At 42.5% G+C, this 17394-nt stretch carries 15 protein-coding genes; 14 read left to right on the forward strand and 1 reads right to left on the reverse strand.

Annotation, left to right across the window (positions count from 1 at the left end; all coding sequences use genetic code 11):
* The first annotated feature begins 54 nt into the window (after nucleotides 1–54).
* The 14 genes from M3152_RS04525 (at nucleotide 55) to M3152_RS04590 (ending at nucleotide 15667) form a co-directional block, all read left to right on the forward strand.
* Nucleotides 55–786 carry a hypothetical protein gene (locus M3152_RS04525; protein ID WP_251694004.1) on the forward strand — a complete coding sequence of 244 codons (732 nt, stop codon included), beginning with the start codon at nucleotides 55–57 and terminating at the stop codon, nucleotides 784–786.
* 55 nt (nucleotides 787–841) lie between these two features.
* Nucleotides 842–1639 carry an ABC transporter ATP-binding protein gene (locus tag M3152_RS04530; protein ID WP_251694005.1) on the forward strand — a complete coding sequence of 266 codons (798 nt, stop codon included), beginning with the start codon at nucleotides 842–844 and terminating at the stop codon, nucleotides 1637–1639.
* 194 nt (nucleotides 1640–1833) lie between these two features.
* Nucleotides 1834–2247 carry a VOC family protein gene (locus M3152_RS04535; RefSeq protein ID WP_251694006.1) on the forward strand — a complete coding sequence of 138 codons (414 nt, stop codon included), beginning with the start codon at nucleotides 1834–1836 and terminating at the stop codon, nucleotides 2245–2247.
* A gap of 279 nt (nucleotides 2248–2526) precedes the next feature.
* Nucleotides 2527–3639: a mandelate racemase/muconate lactonizing enzyme family protein gene (locus M3152_RS04540; RefSeq protein ID WP_251694007.1), complete on the forward strand. Its 1113-nt coding sequence runs from the start codon at nucleotides 2527–2529 to the stop codon at nucleotides 3637–3639.
* Nucleotides 3636–4319: a hypothetical protein gene (locus M3152_RS04545; protein WP_251694008.1), complete on the forward strand. Its 684-nt coding sequence runs from the start codon at nucleotides 3636–3638 to the stop codon at nucleotides 4317–4319. The genes M3152_RS04540 and M3152_RS04545 overlap by 4 nt, the downstream gene beginning before the upstream one ends.
* Before the next feature lie 199 nt (nucleotides 4320–4518).
* Entirely contained in the window at nucleotides 4519–6207 is a 1689-nt protein-coding gene (locus M3152_RS04550; protein WP_251694009.1) for a methyl-accepting chemotaxis protein, read from the forward strand.
* 150 nt (nucleotides 6208–6357) lie between these two features.
* Complete coding sequence (locus M3152_RS04555) at nucleotides 6358–7074, forward strand: dihydropteridine reductase (RefSeq protein ID WP_251694010.1); 717 nt, start codon at nucleotides 6358–6360, stop codon at nucleotides 7072–7074.
* A gap of 219 nt (nucleotides 7075–7293) precedes the next feature.
* The gene (gene helD / locus M3152_RS04560; protein ID WP_251694011.1) at nucleotides 7294–9528 is read left to right on the forward strand and encodes an RNA polymerase recycling motor HelD; all 2235 of its coding nucleotides are present in this window, start codon (nucleotides 7294–7296) and stop codon (nucleotides 9526–9528) included.
* A gap of 306 nt (nucleotides 9529–9834) precedes the next feature.
* The gene (locus tag M3152_RS04565; RefSeq protein ID WP_251694012.1) at nucleotides 9835–10665 is read left to right on the forward strand and encodes a hypothetical protein; all 831 of its coding nucleotides are present in this window, start codon (nucleotides 9835–9837) and stop codon (nucleotides 10663–10665) included.
* 192 nt (nucleotides 10666–10857) lie between these two features.
* A complete protein-coding gene (locus M3152_RS04570; protein WP_251694013.1) occupies nucleotides 10858–11373 on the forward strand; it encodes an RNA polymerase sigma factor in 516 nt (171 codons plus the stop codon).
* Nucleotides 11366–12472, forward strand: coding sequence for a hypothetical protein (locus tag M3152_RS04575; RefSeq protein WP_251694014.1), 1107 nt, complete (start codon nucleotides 11366–11368; stop codon nucleotides 12470–12472). The genes M3152_RS04570 and M3152_RS04575 overlap by 8 nt, the downstream gene beginning before the upstream one ends.
* 358 nt (nucleotides 12473–12830) lie before the next feature.
* On the forward strand, nucleotides 12831–13364 hold the full coding sequence (locus tag M3152_RS04580; RefSeq protein WP_251694015.1) for a hypothetical protein: 534 nt from the start codon (nucleotides 12831–12833) through the stop codon (nucleotides 13362–13364).
* A 102-nt stretch (nucleotides 13365–13466) separates the two neighbouring features.
* Nucleotides 13467–14765 (forward strand): phytoene desaturase family protein, encoded by a 1299-nt coding sequence (locus tag M3152_RS04585; protein WP_251694016.1) that lies wholly within the window; start codon nucleotides 13467–13469, stop codon nucleotides 14763–14765.
* A 5-nt stretch (nucleotides 14766–14770) separates the two neighbouring features.
* Nucleotides 14771–15667 carry an RNA polymerase sigma-70 factor gene (locus M3152_RS04590; RefSeq protein WP_251694017.1) on the forward strand — a complete coding sequence of 299 codons (897 nt, stop codon included), beginning with the start codon at nucleotides 14771–14773 and terminating at the stop codon, nucleotides 15665–15667.
* Between the two features lie 246 nt (nucleotides 15668–15913).
* On the opposite strand, the gene M3152_RS04595 is transcribed toward M3152_RS04590, so the two are convergent.
* Nucleotides 15914–17368 (reverse strand): alanine/glycine:cation symporter family protein, encoded by a 1455-nt coding sequence (locus M3152_RS04595; RefSeq protein WP_251694018.1) that lies wholly within the window; start codon nucleotides 17366–17368, stop codon nucleotides 15914–15916.
* Nucleotides 17369–17394: the final 26 nt, after the last annotated feature.

Genomic DNA, 17394 nt, shown 5'->3' on the forward strand with positions numbered 1-17394 from the left:
TACGCTAGAGGTGTATGGGGCTTAACTGGAGAAAATAAGGAACGGTGGAGTATTATGAAAAACACTTTGCAGAAATGGTTTGAATGGACCGGCGGCAAAATGGGGTCATCTATTTTAATTACATCATGCCTGCTGCTACTGTCAGGCTGTCATCCTTTACAAAAATCGGAGTCTGATAAGCTCGGCCCTTATGAGAAGAATTTCGAAATTGTCGGTCCTGAAAAGGATGACCTGATTGGGAAGGTGAACCCCGCAATTTTCAAGACAGTGGATCGGAGAAATAAAACCGCTGAACAGGTTGACAGAGAAGTCTTTACGCAAGACGGAATCAAAGTCACGCTTCAGCCAGGGAGATATGCGATTTCAGGTTACCCTGCCGGAAACATATTCATTTATGATGACAATGATAATCTTGTCATCCGCGAAATTGTAGGACATTCAGGAGGAGTCGGCAGTCTAACGGTCGATATTGAAAGTACGTACACTGTTTTTGCGGACGGCGGGTATGACCACGTCAGTTTCATACCGGTACAGACACAGCTGACTACCGATTTGAACGCAGGCATTTGGGACGTCGGATTGGATATTGAAGCTGGTGACTATATATTCGGCAGTGAGTACGGAATGGGATATTTAGAAATTCACGAAAAGGGAAAAGATCCTGTCCTCTATGAAGTGATTGGAGGCAACGACACGGGCTCAAGAAGCCGTGTGAAGTTGACAGAGGGGCAAAAACTTAGGGTTACCGGAATTTCGCTGGTAAATTTTAAGCCGGTGAAAGAATAAATATTTAACATGATCCGCCGTTTTTCAGTAATAGGACCAAAGGGAGTGGTTGACGATGCAAACCGTAATTGACTTGAAGCGTGTTTTCTTCAAAAGAGGCAATAAGGAGATACTAAAAAATATCGAGTGGACGATTGAAAAGGATGAGCACTGGGCAATTTTAGGGTTGAATGGATCCGGTAAAACATCACTTCTCAATATCATTTCCGCACATCAATTTCCTACTGAGGGAGAAGTGCATGTACTTGGGAACCGGTTTGGCGAAACGAATTTACCAGAACTGCGAAAAGAGATTGGCTATGTAAGCAGTTCATTGGAGAGATTCGCTCAAATGTTTCAGCATGAAACTGTCGAACGAGTCATTATCAGTGGGAAATTTGCGAGTTTCGGCCTGTATGAGCATCCATCTCCTGCTGATTGGGAACGAGCGGACGAGCTGTTGCATGATTTTCGATTATTTCACTTGAAAGGTAAACCCATTAACTTGCTTTCTGAAGGTGAAAAACGGCGGATTTTAATTGCCAGGGCGCTCATGAATAAACCCCAAATGCTCATTATGGATGAACCGTGTTCCGGTCTTGATATCTTATCAAGGGAGCAATTTTTACATACGTTAGAAGTAGTGACGAAAAACGATTGCCATCTTGTCTATGTGTCACACCATGTCGAGGAATTGATGGAAGACTTAACACATGTACTCCTTTTAAAAGAAGGAAGAATCGTGGCTTCCGGGAAGAAAGAGGATGTAATGACCAATGAATTGCTGACTGAAACGTATAATGTACCAGTGAAAATCCGGTGGGAGGATGGAAGGCCGTATCTTTCGATCAAAAGAAGTTCTGTTGTGCGGTAGTGCACTCGTCATGACAGCTGGCGGTTACCAATTCAAGGATTTTGTAAAATCGGCGCGCCATTGCAATTCATAATGCTCATTGTCATGATAATTGCAATTCCTATTTTGTTCCCGTTCTAAATTAATATAGGTTTGCAAGAAAGCTTGTACATGGTAAACTGAATTGAAGGAATAGTGGAAAAGGGGTCGTGACAATGGCAGTAGAGGTATATCTGAATTTTAATGGTAATTGCAGACAGGCCGTGGAATTTTACGCAGAAGTATTCAATACGGAAATCACTCAAATCATGACATTCGGCGAAGCTCCTCAAAGCCCTGATTATCAGTTGCCTGAAGAGGCGAAGGATTTGGTCATGCATGCGCGGTTGAATATCGACGGTAACAGAGTCATGTTCTCCGATACATTCCCGGGTTCTCCTTTTGTCGAAGGTAATAATGTCAGTCTCGCTTTCGTAAACAAGGACATTGACCTTATTAAGAGTGTCTTTGATAAGTTGAAGCAAGGCGGAACAGTAAAGATGGATCTACAGGAGACGTTCTGGAGTAAAAGCTACGGCTCATTGAAAGACCAATTCGGCATCGAATGGCAGATCAGCCAAGAGGACTGAATAATGTAGTAAGCGGAACGGCGGGTACTTGCACCCGCCGTTTTTCTGATTTTTTTACAAGAGCCCATTCATTCTACTCCAAGGTCCATTCTTTCGCACAAGGGTCCATTCATCCCGCTCCAGGGTCCATTCTTTCGCACAAGAGCCCATTCATTCTACTCCAGGGTCCATTCTCTCACAAGGTTCCATTCTTCTCGCTCCAGGGTCCATTCTTCCCCCGTAATCCCGACAATGTTACAATAATGAAAGACAATTGCCACTTCGAAAGGACGACATAACTTGAAAATCAAAGAAATTGAAATATATGCGATCCATTTACCGTTATATGAACCATTCATCATCAGCTACGCGAGATACGATTATATGCCGTCAATCATCGTCAAAATGACTACGGACACGGGACATATCGGATACGGAGAGGCGGTGGCGGACGAGCACGTCACCGGTGAAAGTTGGGAAAGTACATATGCTGTTCTTAAAAATACACTGGCGCCGAAGCTGATCGGCATGAATCCCGCTCAAATGGAAAAGATCCACGAGGCCATGGACGCAGAAATTTACGGAGTGCCATCAGCGAAGGCCGCAATGGACATCGCTTGCTATGACGCTGTCGGAAAAGCATTGGGCATTCCTGTTTACGAATTGTTGGGCGGGAGATACCACGATGAATTTCCGATTACTCATGTACTCAGCATCGGCACACCTGCACATATGGCGGCCGAAGCGGGACAACGCGTTACTGAAGGCTATCGTTCATTGAAAATGAAAGTCGGCACGAACGTATCAGAAGACGTGAAACGAATCCAGGCAGTCCGTGAACGGGTAGGGGAGTCAATAGCCATCCGCATCGATGTGAATCAAGGATGGGTGAACAGCTCGACGACATTGCAAGCGTTGAGGAAGCTCGAAGATTGCTCACTCGATTGGCTGGAGCAACCTGTGAAAGCGGATGACATTGATGCAATGGTAGAAATTAAATCGAAGACATCCGTGCCTATCATGAGTGATGAGGGGCTGCGCGGCATTCGTGAAATGAGAGAAATCATCGCCAAGCGAGCTGCGGATAAAGTGAACATCAAGCTGATGAAATGCGGTGGTATTTATCCGGCGATGAAACTTGCCCATATGGCGGAAATGGCAGGAATCGAATGCCAAGTCGGCTCGATGGTCGAATCGTCTGTAGGATCCGCCGCAGGATTCCACGTTGCCTTCTCAAAAAAAATTATGACAAGCGTCGAATTGACGGGTCCGTTGAAATTCAGCGAAGATATCGGAAACCTGAACTATGACGTTCCGTTCATCCGTCTGACTGAAAAAGCGGGACTTGGCGTAGATGTGGACGAAGCGGTCTTGAATAAATTGACAGTCTTCTCAGCGAAGGTGGTCGAATGAAGAAAGATCTGACACTGAGAAATGGCCAAGAGGTGACAATTCGAAGCCTGGTCCACAAAGACCTCGAGATAATCATGGGATTGCAGGAGAAAGTAATTGCATCCTTGGAAGTCACTTCTTTTTTACAACCGTTATCCGAAGAGGAATTCCTGGTCATCCTAAACGGCAACGGATCAATGATCGGGGCATTCCACAATGATCGTCTCATCGCTTTCAGGGCGATGCTTGAACCGGAAATTGACGAGCACCATTTGGGGAAGGATGCAGGCTTACCTGATTCCGAATTACCTTCAGTTCTATATTCTGAAGTGACAAATGTGGATCCCGAGTATAGGGGCAACAGCTTACAACGTATTCTCGGCGAACTACTCATGGAGAATGTTGACAAGGTACGTCATCGTTATGTATTTGCAACAGTAGCTCCGTTCAATATCGCAAGCCTAAAGGACAAATTCTCGTTAGGCATGCATATCATTTCATTGGAAAAGAAATATGGAAATCTTTTGCGCTATACGTTAATGAAAGATCTACGTGAGAATAAAAGGATTAGGACGCTATCCGTCTTGGCCGACATGTCAGATATATTGAAGCAACAATCCTTATTGAAAGACAGATGGATAGGCGTTAATCTGGAAGAGGTTGATGGGACATGGAAAGTAAAATTCCAAAAGAATGAATAAAAAGAGGAAAACCGTAAGAAGTGAATAGTCGCTTCATACGGTTTTTTAGTATGAAAGGACTGCGTTTATTCATTTTAAATCAATGATTTTTTTCTCTAGGGTACTTCCGACTGTTTTCGGCAATCTATCTACCTATGTCTATGCGGAGTGAAGATAGTAGTTTATAATGATGATGGGTTACGAATATAGGGGGATAAATATGAGATATTCAGTAAGGAAAAAGTTGTGGACAGGCTTCCTATCCTTATTACTCTTAATGATTACCGCAGGAGCCTTGAATTATTTAACGATACCAGACATTAGTAAAGAGTATACGTCTTTTATTAACGATCGAATGGAAAAAGTAATACTGCTAGAACAGCTATCAACCAATCAAACTGAGCTGTCTAATGATCTGCGTGGCTATTTACTATATAAAGAAACGAAATATTTGAAGAATCGCGGCGAATTGCTAGAATCAGTTGATGAAAAGTTGATGCAACTGGACTCCTCTCTAGAATCAGAGAAAAGCAGAGCCTTGATTGAGGAGTTAAAGGAAGCATCAGAGCAATACAAAGTCTATTCTGAAGAGGCACTTGCAGCTTTCAATCAAGGAAAAGATGAGGAAGCGCTAGTTTTAGCTGAAAAAGCGGAGCCTCATCAAAGCACCTTTATGATAAATGCGGAAAGATTGGTTACCTACCAACGTGAGCAGATGCTTAAGGCTGAAGATAAGATTGAACAAAAGGTGAAATCGACAGGTATTTTCATTATAGGAGTTCTCGGCCTCATAACCATTCTGAGCATAATCATCTCTTATCTGATCAGCAACATCATTACTCGACCTGTCGGCAAAATGACAGATGCATTAAAGATGCTGGCACGAGGGGATTTTGCAGAAGAGCCTTTGCTGATTAAAAATCGGGATGAAATTGGTGAAATGGCGACCGCCTTCAACGAAATGAAGGCTGATCTACGAACTATCATTATGAACACAAGAGATTCATCTTACCAGTTAGCCGCACAAGCCGAACAGTTGACGGCAAGTTCGGAAGAGAGTCTTGCTGCTTCCGAAATGGTAGCTGAAATAGCTGAGAAGAATTTACTTGCAAGCGATATGCAAGTGCATCTTGTCAATGATTCCGCGAGTGCAATGAGTGAAATGGCAAACGGCATCACTCAAATTACAAATGACAATGCCGCGATGCTTGCTTCTTCTGTTGAGGTTTCCCGACTTGTAAGAGAAGGCGCGGGCCTCATGAAAGATGTAACCGATCAAATGTCCAACATATCAACATCCATCCGGCAATCCTCGGAGATCATTACTGATCTGGCGGTTCATTCGGAAAAGATCCGAAATGTGACAGGGCTTATTACGGGTATTGCCGAACAAACGAATCTTTTAGCATTGAATGCAGCGATTGAAGCAGCTCGCGCGGGGGAGCAGGGTAAAGGCTTTGCTGTAGTAGCGAATGAAGTGCGGAACCTTGCTGAACAATCGAAAACCTCAGCGGCAGAAATTGGGCGAATGATCGACGCCATTATTCAAAACGTCACTTTGGCGGTTGACAGCACGGAAGCCGGCACCGATCGTGTCAGAGAAGGGTTGGGCATCACTGAAAAGACCAATGAAGTATTCAATGAAATCGAGTTGGCCTCAAATGATGTTAGCAGCAAAGTCGGAACAGTGTCCGCCGCTATTGAACAGATTCGTACGATGAGCGAGCAAGTGATGGAAAGCTCTAAAAAAGTGCAAGAGCTTGCGATGCAAGCATCAACGGAAGCACAATCGACAAGTGCATCGACGGAAGAACAATTGGCTTCCAACCAAGAAATCGCTTCGAGTGCTCAAACACTATCCGAGGTAGCAGAAAAACTACAAAACGATATGGGACGTTTTACAGTCTGATGAAAGTCTCCACGCCAAACAAACGGCGTGGGGATTTTTTATTATTGAAGAGTATATTCGACCTTATCTAACAGCTCTAATTGATAAACGTTATCAATTAGTGTATAGTTAATAGTAAGAAAACAAATAATTTAAATAGGGGATTAGATAATGCAAATTTACTGGACGAAAATAAATAAGATTATCGCAGAAACGTCTGAGGTCAAAACGTACTTGCTCGACTGTCCGGAAGGCTTCACATGGGAAGAGGGCTCCCACACCCATTTCGCACTGGAAGGTTTTAATGCGGGAGAAAAACCAAACCGCGGCTTGATTCGCCACATGTCCATTTCTACTGTGCCACACGAAAATTCAATCGGTATTACAACACGCATCAGAGAGCAATGTTCTGAATTCAAATCAGTTTTAAGGAAACATCAAGTGGGCGATAAGGTCGCCATATTTAAAACGCACTCGAATGTACCGCTTAAAAGAGAAGACAAAAATGTGTACCTATTGTCATCAGGTGTCGGCCTGGCAACCTTCAGACCGATTGTCCTTGATTATTTCGCACGTGCGGACAATGTCAATCAAATTCATTCCCTCAACATCGACTCATCAAGAAACTACCTTTTCACAGATATTTTCGCATCCGCACCTGACAAGAAGTTCACATCACAGTTCGTCGATAACCGTAAAGACTATTATGAAGAAGTGAAAAATCTTGCTGCAGACAAGGAAGGTCTCTTCTATGTTGTCGGCAGCGACGAATTCCTTGTGCAGAACATTGAAGTACTGCGTGAGCAAGGCATTAACTCCGAACAGATTATGCTCGACAAGCGTGAAAAGCAACTGCCTGAGTTTTTGTCAGTTGAATTGTCATTCTAAGCGAGACAGTATGTCAATTGTATAGAATTTCATTATGAAAGATCTCAGTTTCTTTAAAATGGGGTCTTTTATTTTTCGTCAGAAAGGGGTTACAACGATTCTGAATAAATCATATTGCCTAAAACATCGCATAATGGTACAATCAATTTCTGTCTCAAGTAAACCCTAACATCTCGCCCGAAAAGCAGGACGCAAAATACGCAAAACGGAGGACTGTCCATGCAGAAACATCCCGATTTTGAGTTTGAATTACAGCGCCTTGACTACACGAAGCACTACATGCAAAAGCTCCTTGAGGAGTCGATGCGCGGCGTGCAATCCTCTCAAGATGAAATCCGACATGCTATGGCCGACTTGGACTATTTGGATTCGAGTTTGAGCTACATTAATATCCTAACGAATACACGATTTTTTGAAATGGCCCGCTCCCAAAAAGAAGGGCTCGAAGCGATTCAGCAGAAACCCTATTTCGCTCGAATCCATTTTAGGGCGGAAGGAGAGAAGGATGAATTCCTTTATATCGGCAAAACATCTGTCTTTCATCAGGAAACACAAGAACCGATCATCGTCGATTGGCGTTCGCCCGTCGCTAATGTTTACTATGATGGCAGACTGGGAGATTTGACGTATAAAGTGCGCGACGAAGAAATCAGCGGACATCTATATTCGAAGCGGCAGTACAAAATCGAAGAAGGAGAATTGCTGGATGTCCTTGATATTGATTTAACGACGAATGATGAATTGCTCCAGGAAGCTTTGTCGGGAAAAGCGGATGTCCGATTGACTGAAATCGTTTCGACAATCCAAGCGGAGCAAAACGAAATCATCCGCGCGAACCTGAAACAGCCAATCATCGTCCAAGGCGCTGCAGGCAGTGGAAAGACGACAATCGCCCTTCACCGGATCTCCTACTTCCTTTACACGATGGGCACCGATTTTCCGTCGGAGAAACTGATGATTTTGGCACCGAGCCGGCTGTTCATGGAATATATCGGAGACGTACTCCCAGAACTGGGTGTCGGACGTATTTGCCAAACAACTTTCGCCGAATACGTTCTGGACGCTACAGGTCTTAAGCTGAAACTAGCTGATCCGAATAAAAAGCTGGAGCTGTTGACAGCAGCTGATTCCGTGAATGAAGAACAACTTTTCATTGCACGGATGAAAGGGACGCTCCGTTACCGTGAGATTATGCAACGATATGTGGACAAGCTGGAACAGGAAACTGCGGCCCTTTTTGAAGATGTCTATATTGAAAAATACCGGATCATCCGGGGATCCCGCCTGAAGAAGCTGTTCCTGCAAGACTTCAACTATATGCCTCTTGAGAAAAGGATCGAACGTATCAAGCTCATTATGCAGACTGAAGTGAACCGGAAACGGAAGCAACTATATAAGCTCTTATCCGACAAGTATGAAGAAGCGCTTGATAAAGCGCTGTACGGCATCCGTGATGATGAGAAGCGGAGGGCGCGTATTACAAGGGTCATGGATGAGCGTGACGAACGGCTTCCTTCTATTGAAAAGGAAGGTAAGAAGACAGTTTCCTCTTATATGAAGAGATTCAAGAAATTAAATATTAAGAGTTTGTATAGGGATTGGCTGACGAATCCGCAATTACATAATGAACTGGCATGCCACTGGTCCGATTCGGAAAGGGATGCTTTTTTTGCCGCGCACGCTAGTGTTGCATGGGAAACGGAAGATTTGGCAGCCATTTATTTTCTTCACGCTAAGTTGAACGGCGTGGCGGATGAATGGAAAATGCGCGTCGTCTTCATCGACGAAGTGCAGGATTACAGCGAATTCCAGCTAGCTGCACTACAAGACGGACTGGAAACGGATATGTTCACGATGGTCGGGGACCTGGCACAAGGAATTCATAGCTACCGGGCGTTAACGTCATGGGAACCCGTTCGGGAAATGTTCCCGCGTGCCACGTATACCACCTTGCAAAAAAGCTACCGGACGACAGTCGAAATCATGCAACTGGCGAATAAAGTTCTTGCGCAGATGGACGAAAATCTACCACTTGTTGAACCGGTCGTCCGCCATGGCAGCGACCCGGAGTTTTATAATCTTTCCGCACTCAATGCCTCCAAGGTGAATGAAATCTATGAAGCAATCCTCAGCAGGGGACACCGCTCAATTGCTTTGATTTGTAAAAGCAGAAAAGAGTCCGAGAAGATCTTCAAACAGCTTGAAAAGTCGGGCATGCCCGCCCAATTATTAGGCGAGAATTCCGATATCAACGGGGATTGTCTGTTAATTGTACCAAGCCATTTATCAAAAGGACTTGAGTTCGACGCAGTAATCATCGCCGCCTTCGATGAACCTTTTAGAGACCATCCAATCGATCGAAAGCTGTTATATGTAGCAATGACAAGGCCGATGCATGAGCTTCACTTGCTTTCCGACACGTTAATGCCATTGATTTCACCGAAAAACGCATAAAGTCGTGCAGAAACGCATAAATCGTTAGAAAAACTCATAAATGAAGAAAATCACGCATAAAGCTTTCCAAAAACGCATAATTCGCTTCAAATGCTCATAAACGCTTAAATTTACTCATGAAAATTAATTTCTGTGAAACAGTCGAAACTCTAAGAGCCAAAATGTATCTCACGCAGACGTCTTATTGCTTTTTCTTTTTGAAAAAAGCAAAAAGAGAATAGAACGGAAATTAGACAAGGAGAATTGGATAAGATCAAGATAGAATGATATAGGGCAAGATTCAAATGCCAAAAAGGGGATATATAAATGGGCAGTAATTTTGGTAAATATGATATACCGCCTACACTTCATAGATTAATTGACTTACAAAATGTTCTTGCGGACAACGAACAATTTTACCTTGGACTTAATTTTTACCTTTCTCTTGAGGACTTCAGATATTTTAATACACCATGTGATGTGGTCGTATTTGGGAATATTGGAATGGACGGTATACATTATGGATTTCTTACTGACTATAGTTCTGTAACTGATCTTGAGGTAGCCCCTATTGTTTGTGTAAGTCCAATGGATTTAGACCGTCCAACTCGTATAGTCGCAAAGAATCTGTGTGAATTTTTAAGAGTTAATTTAACTGACGGTGAACTGTTTTATAATCATTTTGAAAGTGAAGAGAAGTATTTAGATGCTAAAAATCAATGGATTACAGAGGCTGCAAACTCTCCATATCAACCGTCTGAAAATGAAAAATTGGTCCGAGAGAGAGTCGCGAATTTTTTGATGGAGAATATCAAGATGCCTATTATTAACAATCCGTATCACTACGTTCAACACGTAGAAAAGGACCGGCAAAGAAATGTGGCTATTCAAACACAAGATAGACTAGGTGTTACTACTCCACTCCCTCAGGGAGAAAAACACGTATTATTTCCGATTACCAAGGATATAGATCCAGATTTGATATTGTTGCAGGAATACCTCTGCTCCTCACCAGTTGCTTCACGACTTGCATTATTTAGAGATATTCAGCTCAGTTATACTTTTCAAGACAACCAAGAACTGTACAAAATAGTGGCTGACGCAATGGTCAGTATGGAACTGATCGATGAAGCCACCCGATTATCCGAAATAATTTAAATTATAGCCGTAGTAAAGGTGCTGTGCAGAAACTTTTCACGATTGTTTAGCAATCATGATTGTTTGACGCCAGCGCCTTTTTAGAAGTGTTAGATTCAGGTTGCCTATAGGAGAATTGAATTTACTCATTGGATTTCCAAACTTAAGAGAGGTGGGCTTCGTTTACTAAGTAGGGAAAGGAGTGAAGCTAATTTGGATCGAGAAGATCTGGCGGAAATTATGGTTCGCCATACAGAATATTTGCTCCGAATCGCGTATGGCTATGTAAAGGATCTCCATGCAGCAGAAGGTATTGTACAAGAGGTGTTCATCAAGTTTTGCGGCAATAAAGGCAAGTATGAGGAACGTGGCGAGCTAAAAGCCTATTTGGCTAAAATGACAGTTAATAAAAGCAAGGATTATTTGAGGAGTTGGAACTACCGAAAAGTTCAGTTGAAGACCTCGTTATTGCCTCACGAAGGCAAGCGAAATACAGATGGATTGGTGAAGAAAGATGAGCAAGAACTAATAGGAGAGGCAATTCTTAGACTCCCATTAAAACAGCGGGAAGTGCTTGTACATTTTTATTTTACTGAAATGACCCTCGCCGAAATCGCAGACGTCATTTCAATCCCAGTAAGTACAGTGAAGACAAGGCTTACACGAGGCAGAGAGCTTTTGAGGAATCAGTTGCAAGGAATCGAATGGGAGGTGCTCAATCATGAATAAATTTTTGCCTCCGGAATTGAAAGACCTGTCGGACAGTAAGAAGCGCGTCATGGAGAATGTGACGGAGACGCTTGAAACGGGACCGGCGAAAAGAAAATTGAAATGGCAATATGCCGCCATGACAGCCGCCGTCTTGGCAAGCGCTATGTTTTTCGTCTTTCAAGTGACGATGAACAAAGAAGAGGGAAAGCCCACCACTGACACAGAGGTACCGCAAATTAAGGGAGAAGAACCAGTGGATTCCGTAGAGTCCCCCGAGGATGAAGGAAAACCTATAGATGATGGGGAAGTGGTGCTTGAACTGTCCAAGCCGACCTTCACAAATGAAGAAGGCGTATTCATTGTTAATGGGATAACAGTAAAGGATACGCAAGAGGACGTCATAAATCAATTGGGCGAATCATACACGTTGGTCGATAATTTGGATGCGCCAGGAGCCGACATGGCAATGAATTATGACAATCGTATAATGGTCTTTTTCTATAAAGACAAGGTAGAATCGATTCTCGTCCTGGATATGGATGAAGAGCATGCACGCCAAATCTATATGGATACAGCTGAGATCAAGTTCATGTCGGACACAACACGATACATCTATTCGGCGGAAACTGCCCATATAATCAAAATGGAATATACGCCTGATCGTCATCTGAACGTCTGGTTCAAACTAAATGACGATCCCAATTTAGGTTCGAATCCCGGCTTTACATTGGAGCAAGTTGGAGAAAATAGCTATCACATTGCGTTAGACCATTCACAGCCAATCGTGTCGATTGCAAAAGAAAACCTTTATTTACACGGAATCACACTTGGCGATCCGGAATCAAAAGTCATCACATATTTTGGTGATGCGGATACGAGGATTGAGAAAGATGATGGAGTAACAATTTTATCGTACGGAGATGAACTGGAGTTTATATTTAGGGAAGGAAAGCTTGAATTAATGAGCTACCTTAAGGTGGATGAACAATACTTAAATCAAGTATTCGTAGACTTTGAGGGAGTCGACCTTTATTCTGCAGAAACTTCCCAAAGGATCAGCACTGAGCATTCAGCAGAAGGAGACCTCATCGTCACTCTCCATTACTCTGAAGAATAATTGAATAGTTCGTAAACGGAGCGCTCCAGTTAGGGTCGCTTCGTTTTTTATTGCATGAAAAGGAAGGGGTTCCCACCGTTTTGTGGAATAGATAGGAGAGTAGGGGTGAACTGATGATGGGCAAACATTCTAGTATTAGTATTATTATTGGTCTTTTCCTTGTGTTTACAGCAGATTGTTCGTCAAGTGCTGATTGGAATTCATCATTTGTTGTATGGAATGGCGATAACCTGAATGATTTCGGATGAGAATTTGAAAAAGGGATGGAAAATTGGAGGAATAACTAAGGCAATTGTTATTTGACCATATGTTAGTATAGAAAAACATTTTATTCCGGAATAAAGTTAGGGGGAGTTATTTGAAAAAGAAAATTTTGTTCATATCAATTGGTCTAATCATTTTCATATCAGTTATTTGGATATCCATTCATATTGTTAGCAGTGGCAAGTTCACAAAATGGAGTCATACAACTGCTTTAGAAGATCATTTTAAAAATGGAGAAGCGATGTATTTGAGCTATAACTTTTCATGGAAAGGGATAGGTCGACCAACACTTAAACAGATAGAATTTATAAAGAAGGATGGAACATCCATAACGCAAGATAGGGATGGTTTTCAGATACAGCCATATATAGAAATATCACCAGATGGTAATTTGATTGGGGCAATGGATGAAAAAACGGCTAAGAATGAAGGGCTAATTAACAATTTACTTCCATTTGAGGATTTCGAAGTGGATGGAGACTTTCGTGTAGTACTAAAAGTGAGATTTCAGGGGATTAATACGGACGATGATATTAGTATGATGAAGATAACATATAAAAAGTATGGTGTAACCCAACACCAAAACATTTCATTTGATGACGGAATTCTCATGGAGAAGCCCAATTAGGGATTTTCATCTCCTTTAACTTAAGGGCGCGATCATATTAGCTGTCACAAAACCCTTTCCTCATTCGTTTTGATTGCAAAACAAATGTGGGAGGGGTTTTTTATGTTTACCTATGATGTTGCGGTCGTTGGTGGCGGATTGGCTGGGTTGACAGCAGCTAATTTTCTGGCGAGGGAAGGAAAAAAGGTCGTTGTTTTGGAAAAATCGAAACGTCTAGGTGGAAGAGCGATTACAAATGAAAAAAATGGGGTTCTTTTGAACTTGGGACCGCATGGATTGTATATGTCAGGGGATGCTGCAAATATTTTAACTGAACTTGGACTATCTCTTCCAGGTGGGAATGCTACGAAAGGTGTTCATATTCACGGCATTTTAAATCATGAAGTTCATGTCATTCCAACAGATTTTCCATCAATCATGTCATCATCACTTCTTTCGTGGAAAGCCAAGTTCATACTCGGTAAATTAATGGGTAAGATTATGAGATTAACTATTTATTCCATTCCGGAAGTTAGCCTAAAGGAGTGGGTGGATTCAGAAATACCCGATCCAATGGTGAGGCGTCTATTTTACTCAATTTGTCGATTGACTTCCTATACGAATGCCCCGACTTTACAGCTGGCAAAGCCTGTTTTAAAGCAGGTGAAGCGTTCATTACATGCGGGTGTCTTATATGTTGATGAAGGTTGGGATACAATTGTTCAAAGCCTTAAGAAGCAGGCAGAAGCACTGGGAGCTGAAATTGTATCCAATAAAAATGTTATAAATATTGAACATCATGAGCAATATCAAATCATACAATGCTCAGATGGTACGGTCATTCATGTGCCTAATTGTATCATTGCAGCCCCGCCGAAAGAGGCAATGAATATGTTGAATGGTGCAGAATATACTTCTTTACGTTTGTGGAATGAACAAGCAATTCCTGTTACGGCATGCTGTTTAGATATCGGAATTAATAAGTTACCTAACCCAAAACATCAATTTGCGATAGGACTCGACCAAGCTTTGTTTTTTACGAACCAATCAAGAGCTGCAAAATTAAGTGAAGACGGGACATTGGTAGTAAGCATAGCTAAATATCATGATCCAATGGAAGAAATAAACGTAAACGCAGATAAGCAACAATTAGAATCAGTAATGGATTTGCTTCATCCTGGATGGCAAAAAGAAGTCGTCGTACAACAGTTTTTGCCGAAACTAACGGTATCGCATGATTTTCCACATGTAAAGCGAAGAGGAAATCCCGGTCCAAGCATACCGGAAATGAAAGGAATCTATATAGCAGGAGAATGGGCGGGCCATGAAGAAGTATTAGCTGACGCTGCTGTTGCGAGTGGGAAGCGTGCTGCGCTAGAAATTTTACATGTAAAAGAAACGGTTTTAGCAAAGGAAGGATAATCGTTTTGGAGACTGAACAATTGTATCAGACGTATAAACCTTTGTTATTTTCCATCGCCTACCGAATGACGGGAAGTATTGCAGATGCAGAAGACCTTGTACAAGAGGCGTTTATAACGTATAACCGTGTAAGTAGTGAAAAAGTCATAGAAAACGAGAAAGCGTATTTATGTAAGATTGTGATGAATAGCTCCATAGACAAATTGCGATCAGCTGCAAGTAAGCGCGAAGTTTATGTTGGAGAGTGGCTGCCGGAACCATTGGTAGATGCAGGAAATGACCCTGCACTTACTTATTTGATGAAGGAATCTATCTCGACCGCTTATCTCCTGCTTTTGCAACAGTTAACTGAAGATGAACGAGCTGTTTACCTATTACGAGAAGTTTTTCTGTATAGCTATGAAGAAATTGCGACTATTATTGATAAGTCATCTGCCAATTGCAGGCAGATTTTTCACAGAGCCAAAAAAAGCATGAATAATCGACCGAAAGCTTCTGCACTGGATTTTCAATCAATGAAAAGCAATGTAGAACAATTTACGGTAGCACTTCAAAAAGGGAATATCCCTAAAATGCTAGAGTTATTGAAGGCAGATTCTGTATTTATTTCTGACGGAGGCGGCAAAGTAAAAGCTGCGCTAAATCCAATCTATACATCAGAGCGTATTGTCTTATTGTTTATAAGCATTATGAAAAAGCTGCCTGAAAACTCAAGAATGGAATTCGAAGTTGTAAATGGCTATCCAGGCGTTGTCGTGTCAATTAATGACTCTGTTGCTTATGTCGTCTCGATGGAATTCCAAGACGATAAAATTTCACGTATTTTTATGATGGCTAATCCGGATAAATTGGAGCACTTGCAAAAAAAAACGGAAGTGAATAAAAAGACGGTTGAAGAATAGCAAAACGCTAATCTTCAACCGTCTTTTATTATGAGTTCTCGTTCCTGCGCAAAGAGTTCTCGTTCTTCCCCGAGAAGTTCTCGTTCCCGCGCAAAGAGTTCTCGTTCTCCGGTGAAAAGTTCTCGTTCCCGCGCAAAGAGTTCTCGTTCTTCCCCGGGAAGTTCTCGTTCCCGCGCAAAGAGTTCTCGTTCTCCGAAGAAAAGTTCTCATTCACGCACAAAACCTTCTCATTCCATTACGGTAATTTCACTTCTTCTCTTTATCTTCATAAAACACATTAAAATTCGGATCAATCGTCCCGATGTTCAAATGCCTTGCCTTATAATCGCGTAGCAACTCGAAGAACTTCTTGCTCAATACCATAATGACAATCAAGTTGATGAACGTCGGAATCGCAGTTGTGATATCTGCGAAATACCAGACCGCCTTGCCGGGCATGTCGTAGTAAACAGCATAGATGACCATAAGTAAGCCCGGAACCGGATAAAGCCATTTATAGAACGCAATCGTCTTGTTCTTCACTTTGACTTTCTTTTCTCCACCGAACAGATGGCGTAAAATGATTTCATAATACGTGTACCAACCCGTCGTCGTCGTCAAGCCGAATAGGAAGACGGACAAGGCAATGATATACCTGCCGGTTGTTCCGATGCCAGCCTCAAACGCGGATAACGTCAACGCAGCGCCATCTAGTCCGGATGACCAAACCCCTGTAATGATGATCGTGAAAGCTGTCATCGAACAGATGATGATCGTATCGATGAATACTTCCATAGCTCCCCACATTCCTTGCTTGATCGGATGATTCGTTTTGGCTGTGGAGTGGATCATTGGGGAAGTACCCCAACCGGCTTCGTTACTGTAAACCGCACGTGCAACCCCCATCCGGATCACTTGTGCAATGACTGCACCCGTAAAGCCCCCGACAGCCGCCATTCCCGTAAAGGCACTGTCGAATATAAGTCCAAAAACGGGAAGGATTTGATCGAAGTTCTTCAAGATGATGAAGAGGGAAGCCAATACATAAAAGATGCTCATGAATGGGATAAGCTTGGTCGCGATTTCACCAATCCGCTTAATGCCCCCGTAAATAATGACGTAAATGAGCGTGACGTAAATCAATGAAGAAGGAATCATGCCGATATTAAATGTAGAGCTTACAGCTTCAGAAACGGTATAGTTTTGAAGGGTAATAAAAAACGTAGTGAAGATACCGAATCCGAAAAGGACAGCTGGTATTTTCCAATACTTGAATTTCTTCTCTTCACCTAATCCTTTTTCCATGTAATACGTCGGGCCGCCGTAAGGGTTCCCTTTTTCATCCGTCCCACGATAATGAACGGCCAATGATACTTCAACTGTCTTCGTCATCATGCCTAATAATGCGGTGACCCACATCCAAAAGACGGCACCTGGTCCACCTACTGCGATTGCAGTAGCAACCCCGCCAATATTTCCAACACCGACGCTCCCGCCAATCGCCGTACTCACTGCTTGAAAAGGAGTTAAGATGCCTTTTGCATCCTCGTCCTTATCCCTCTTAGAAAATAATCTTCCGAATGTAGCCTTGAAAATATGTGGCAAGTAACTAATTTGGAAAAGCTTACTTCCAATTGTGAAATATAGTCCAACAAACAATACCGTGAAGATGAGCGGCAACCCCCATAACCAACCGACAATCGTCTCAAGAAATTGTTCCAACCCTTTCCCTCCTTTATTTCCAGTCT

The organism is Sporosarcina luteola (assembly GCF_023715245.1).
Classification (GTDB): domain Bacteria; phylum Bacillota; class Bacilli; order Bacillales_A; family Planococcaceae; genus Sporosarcina; species Sporosarcina luteola_C.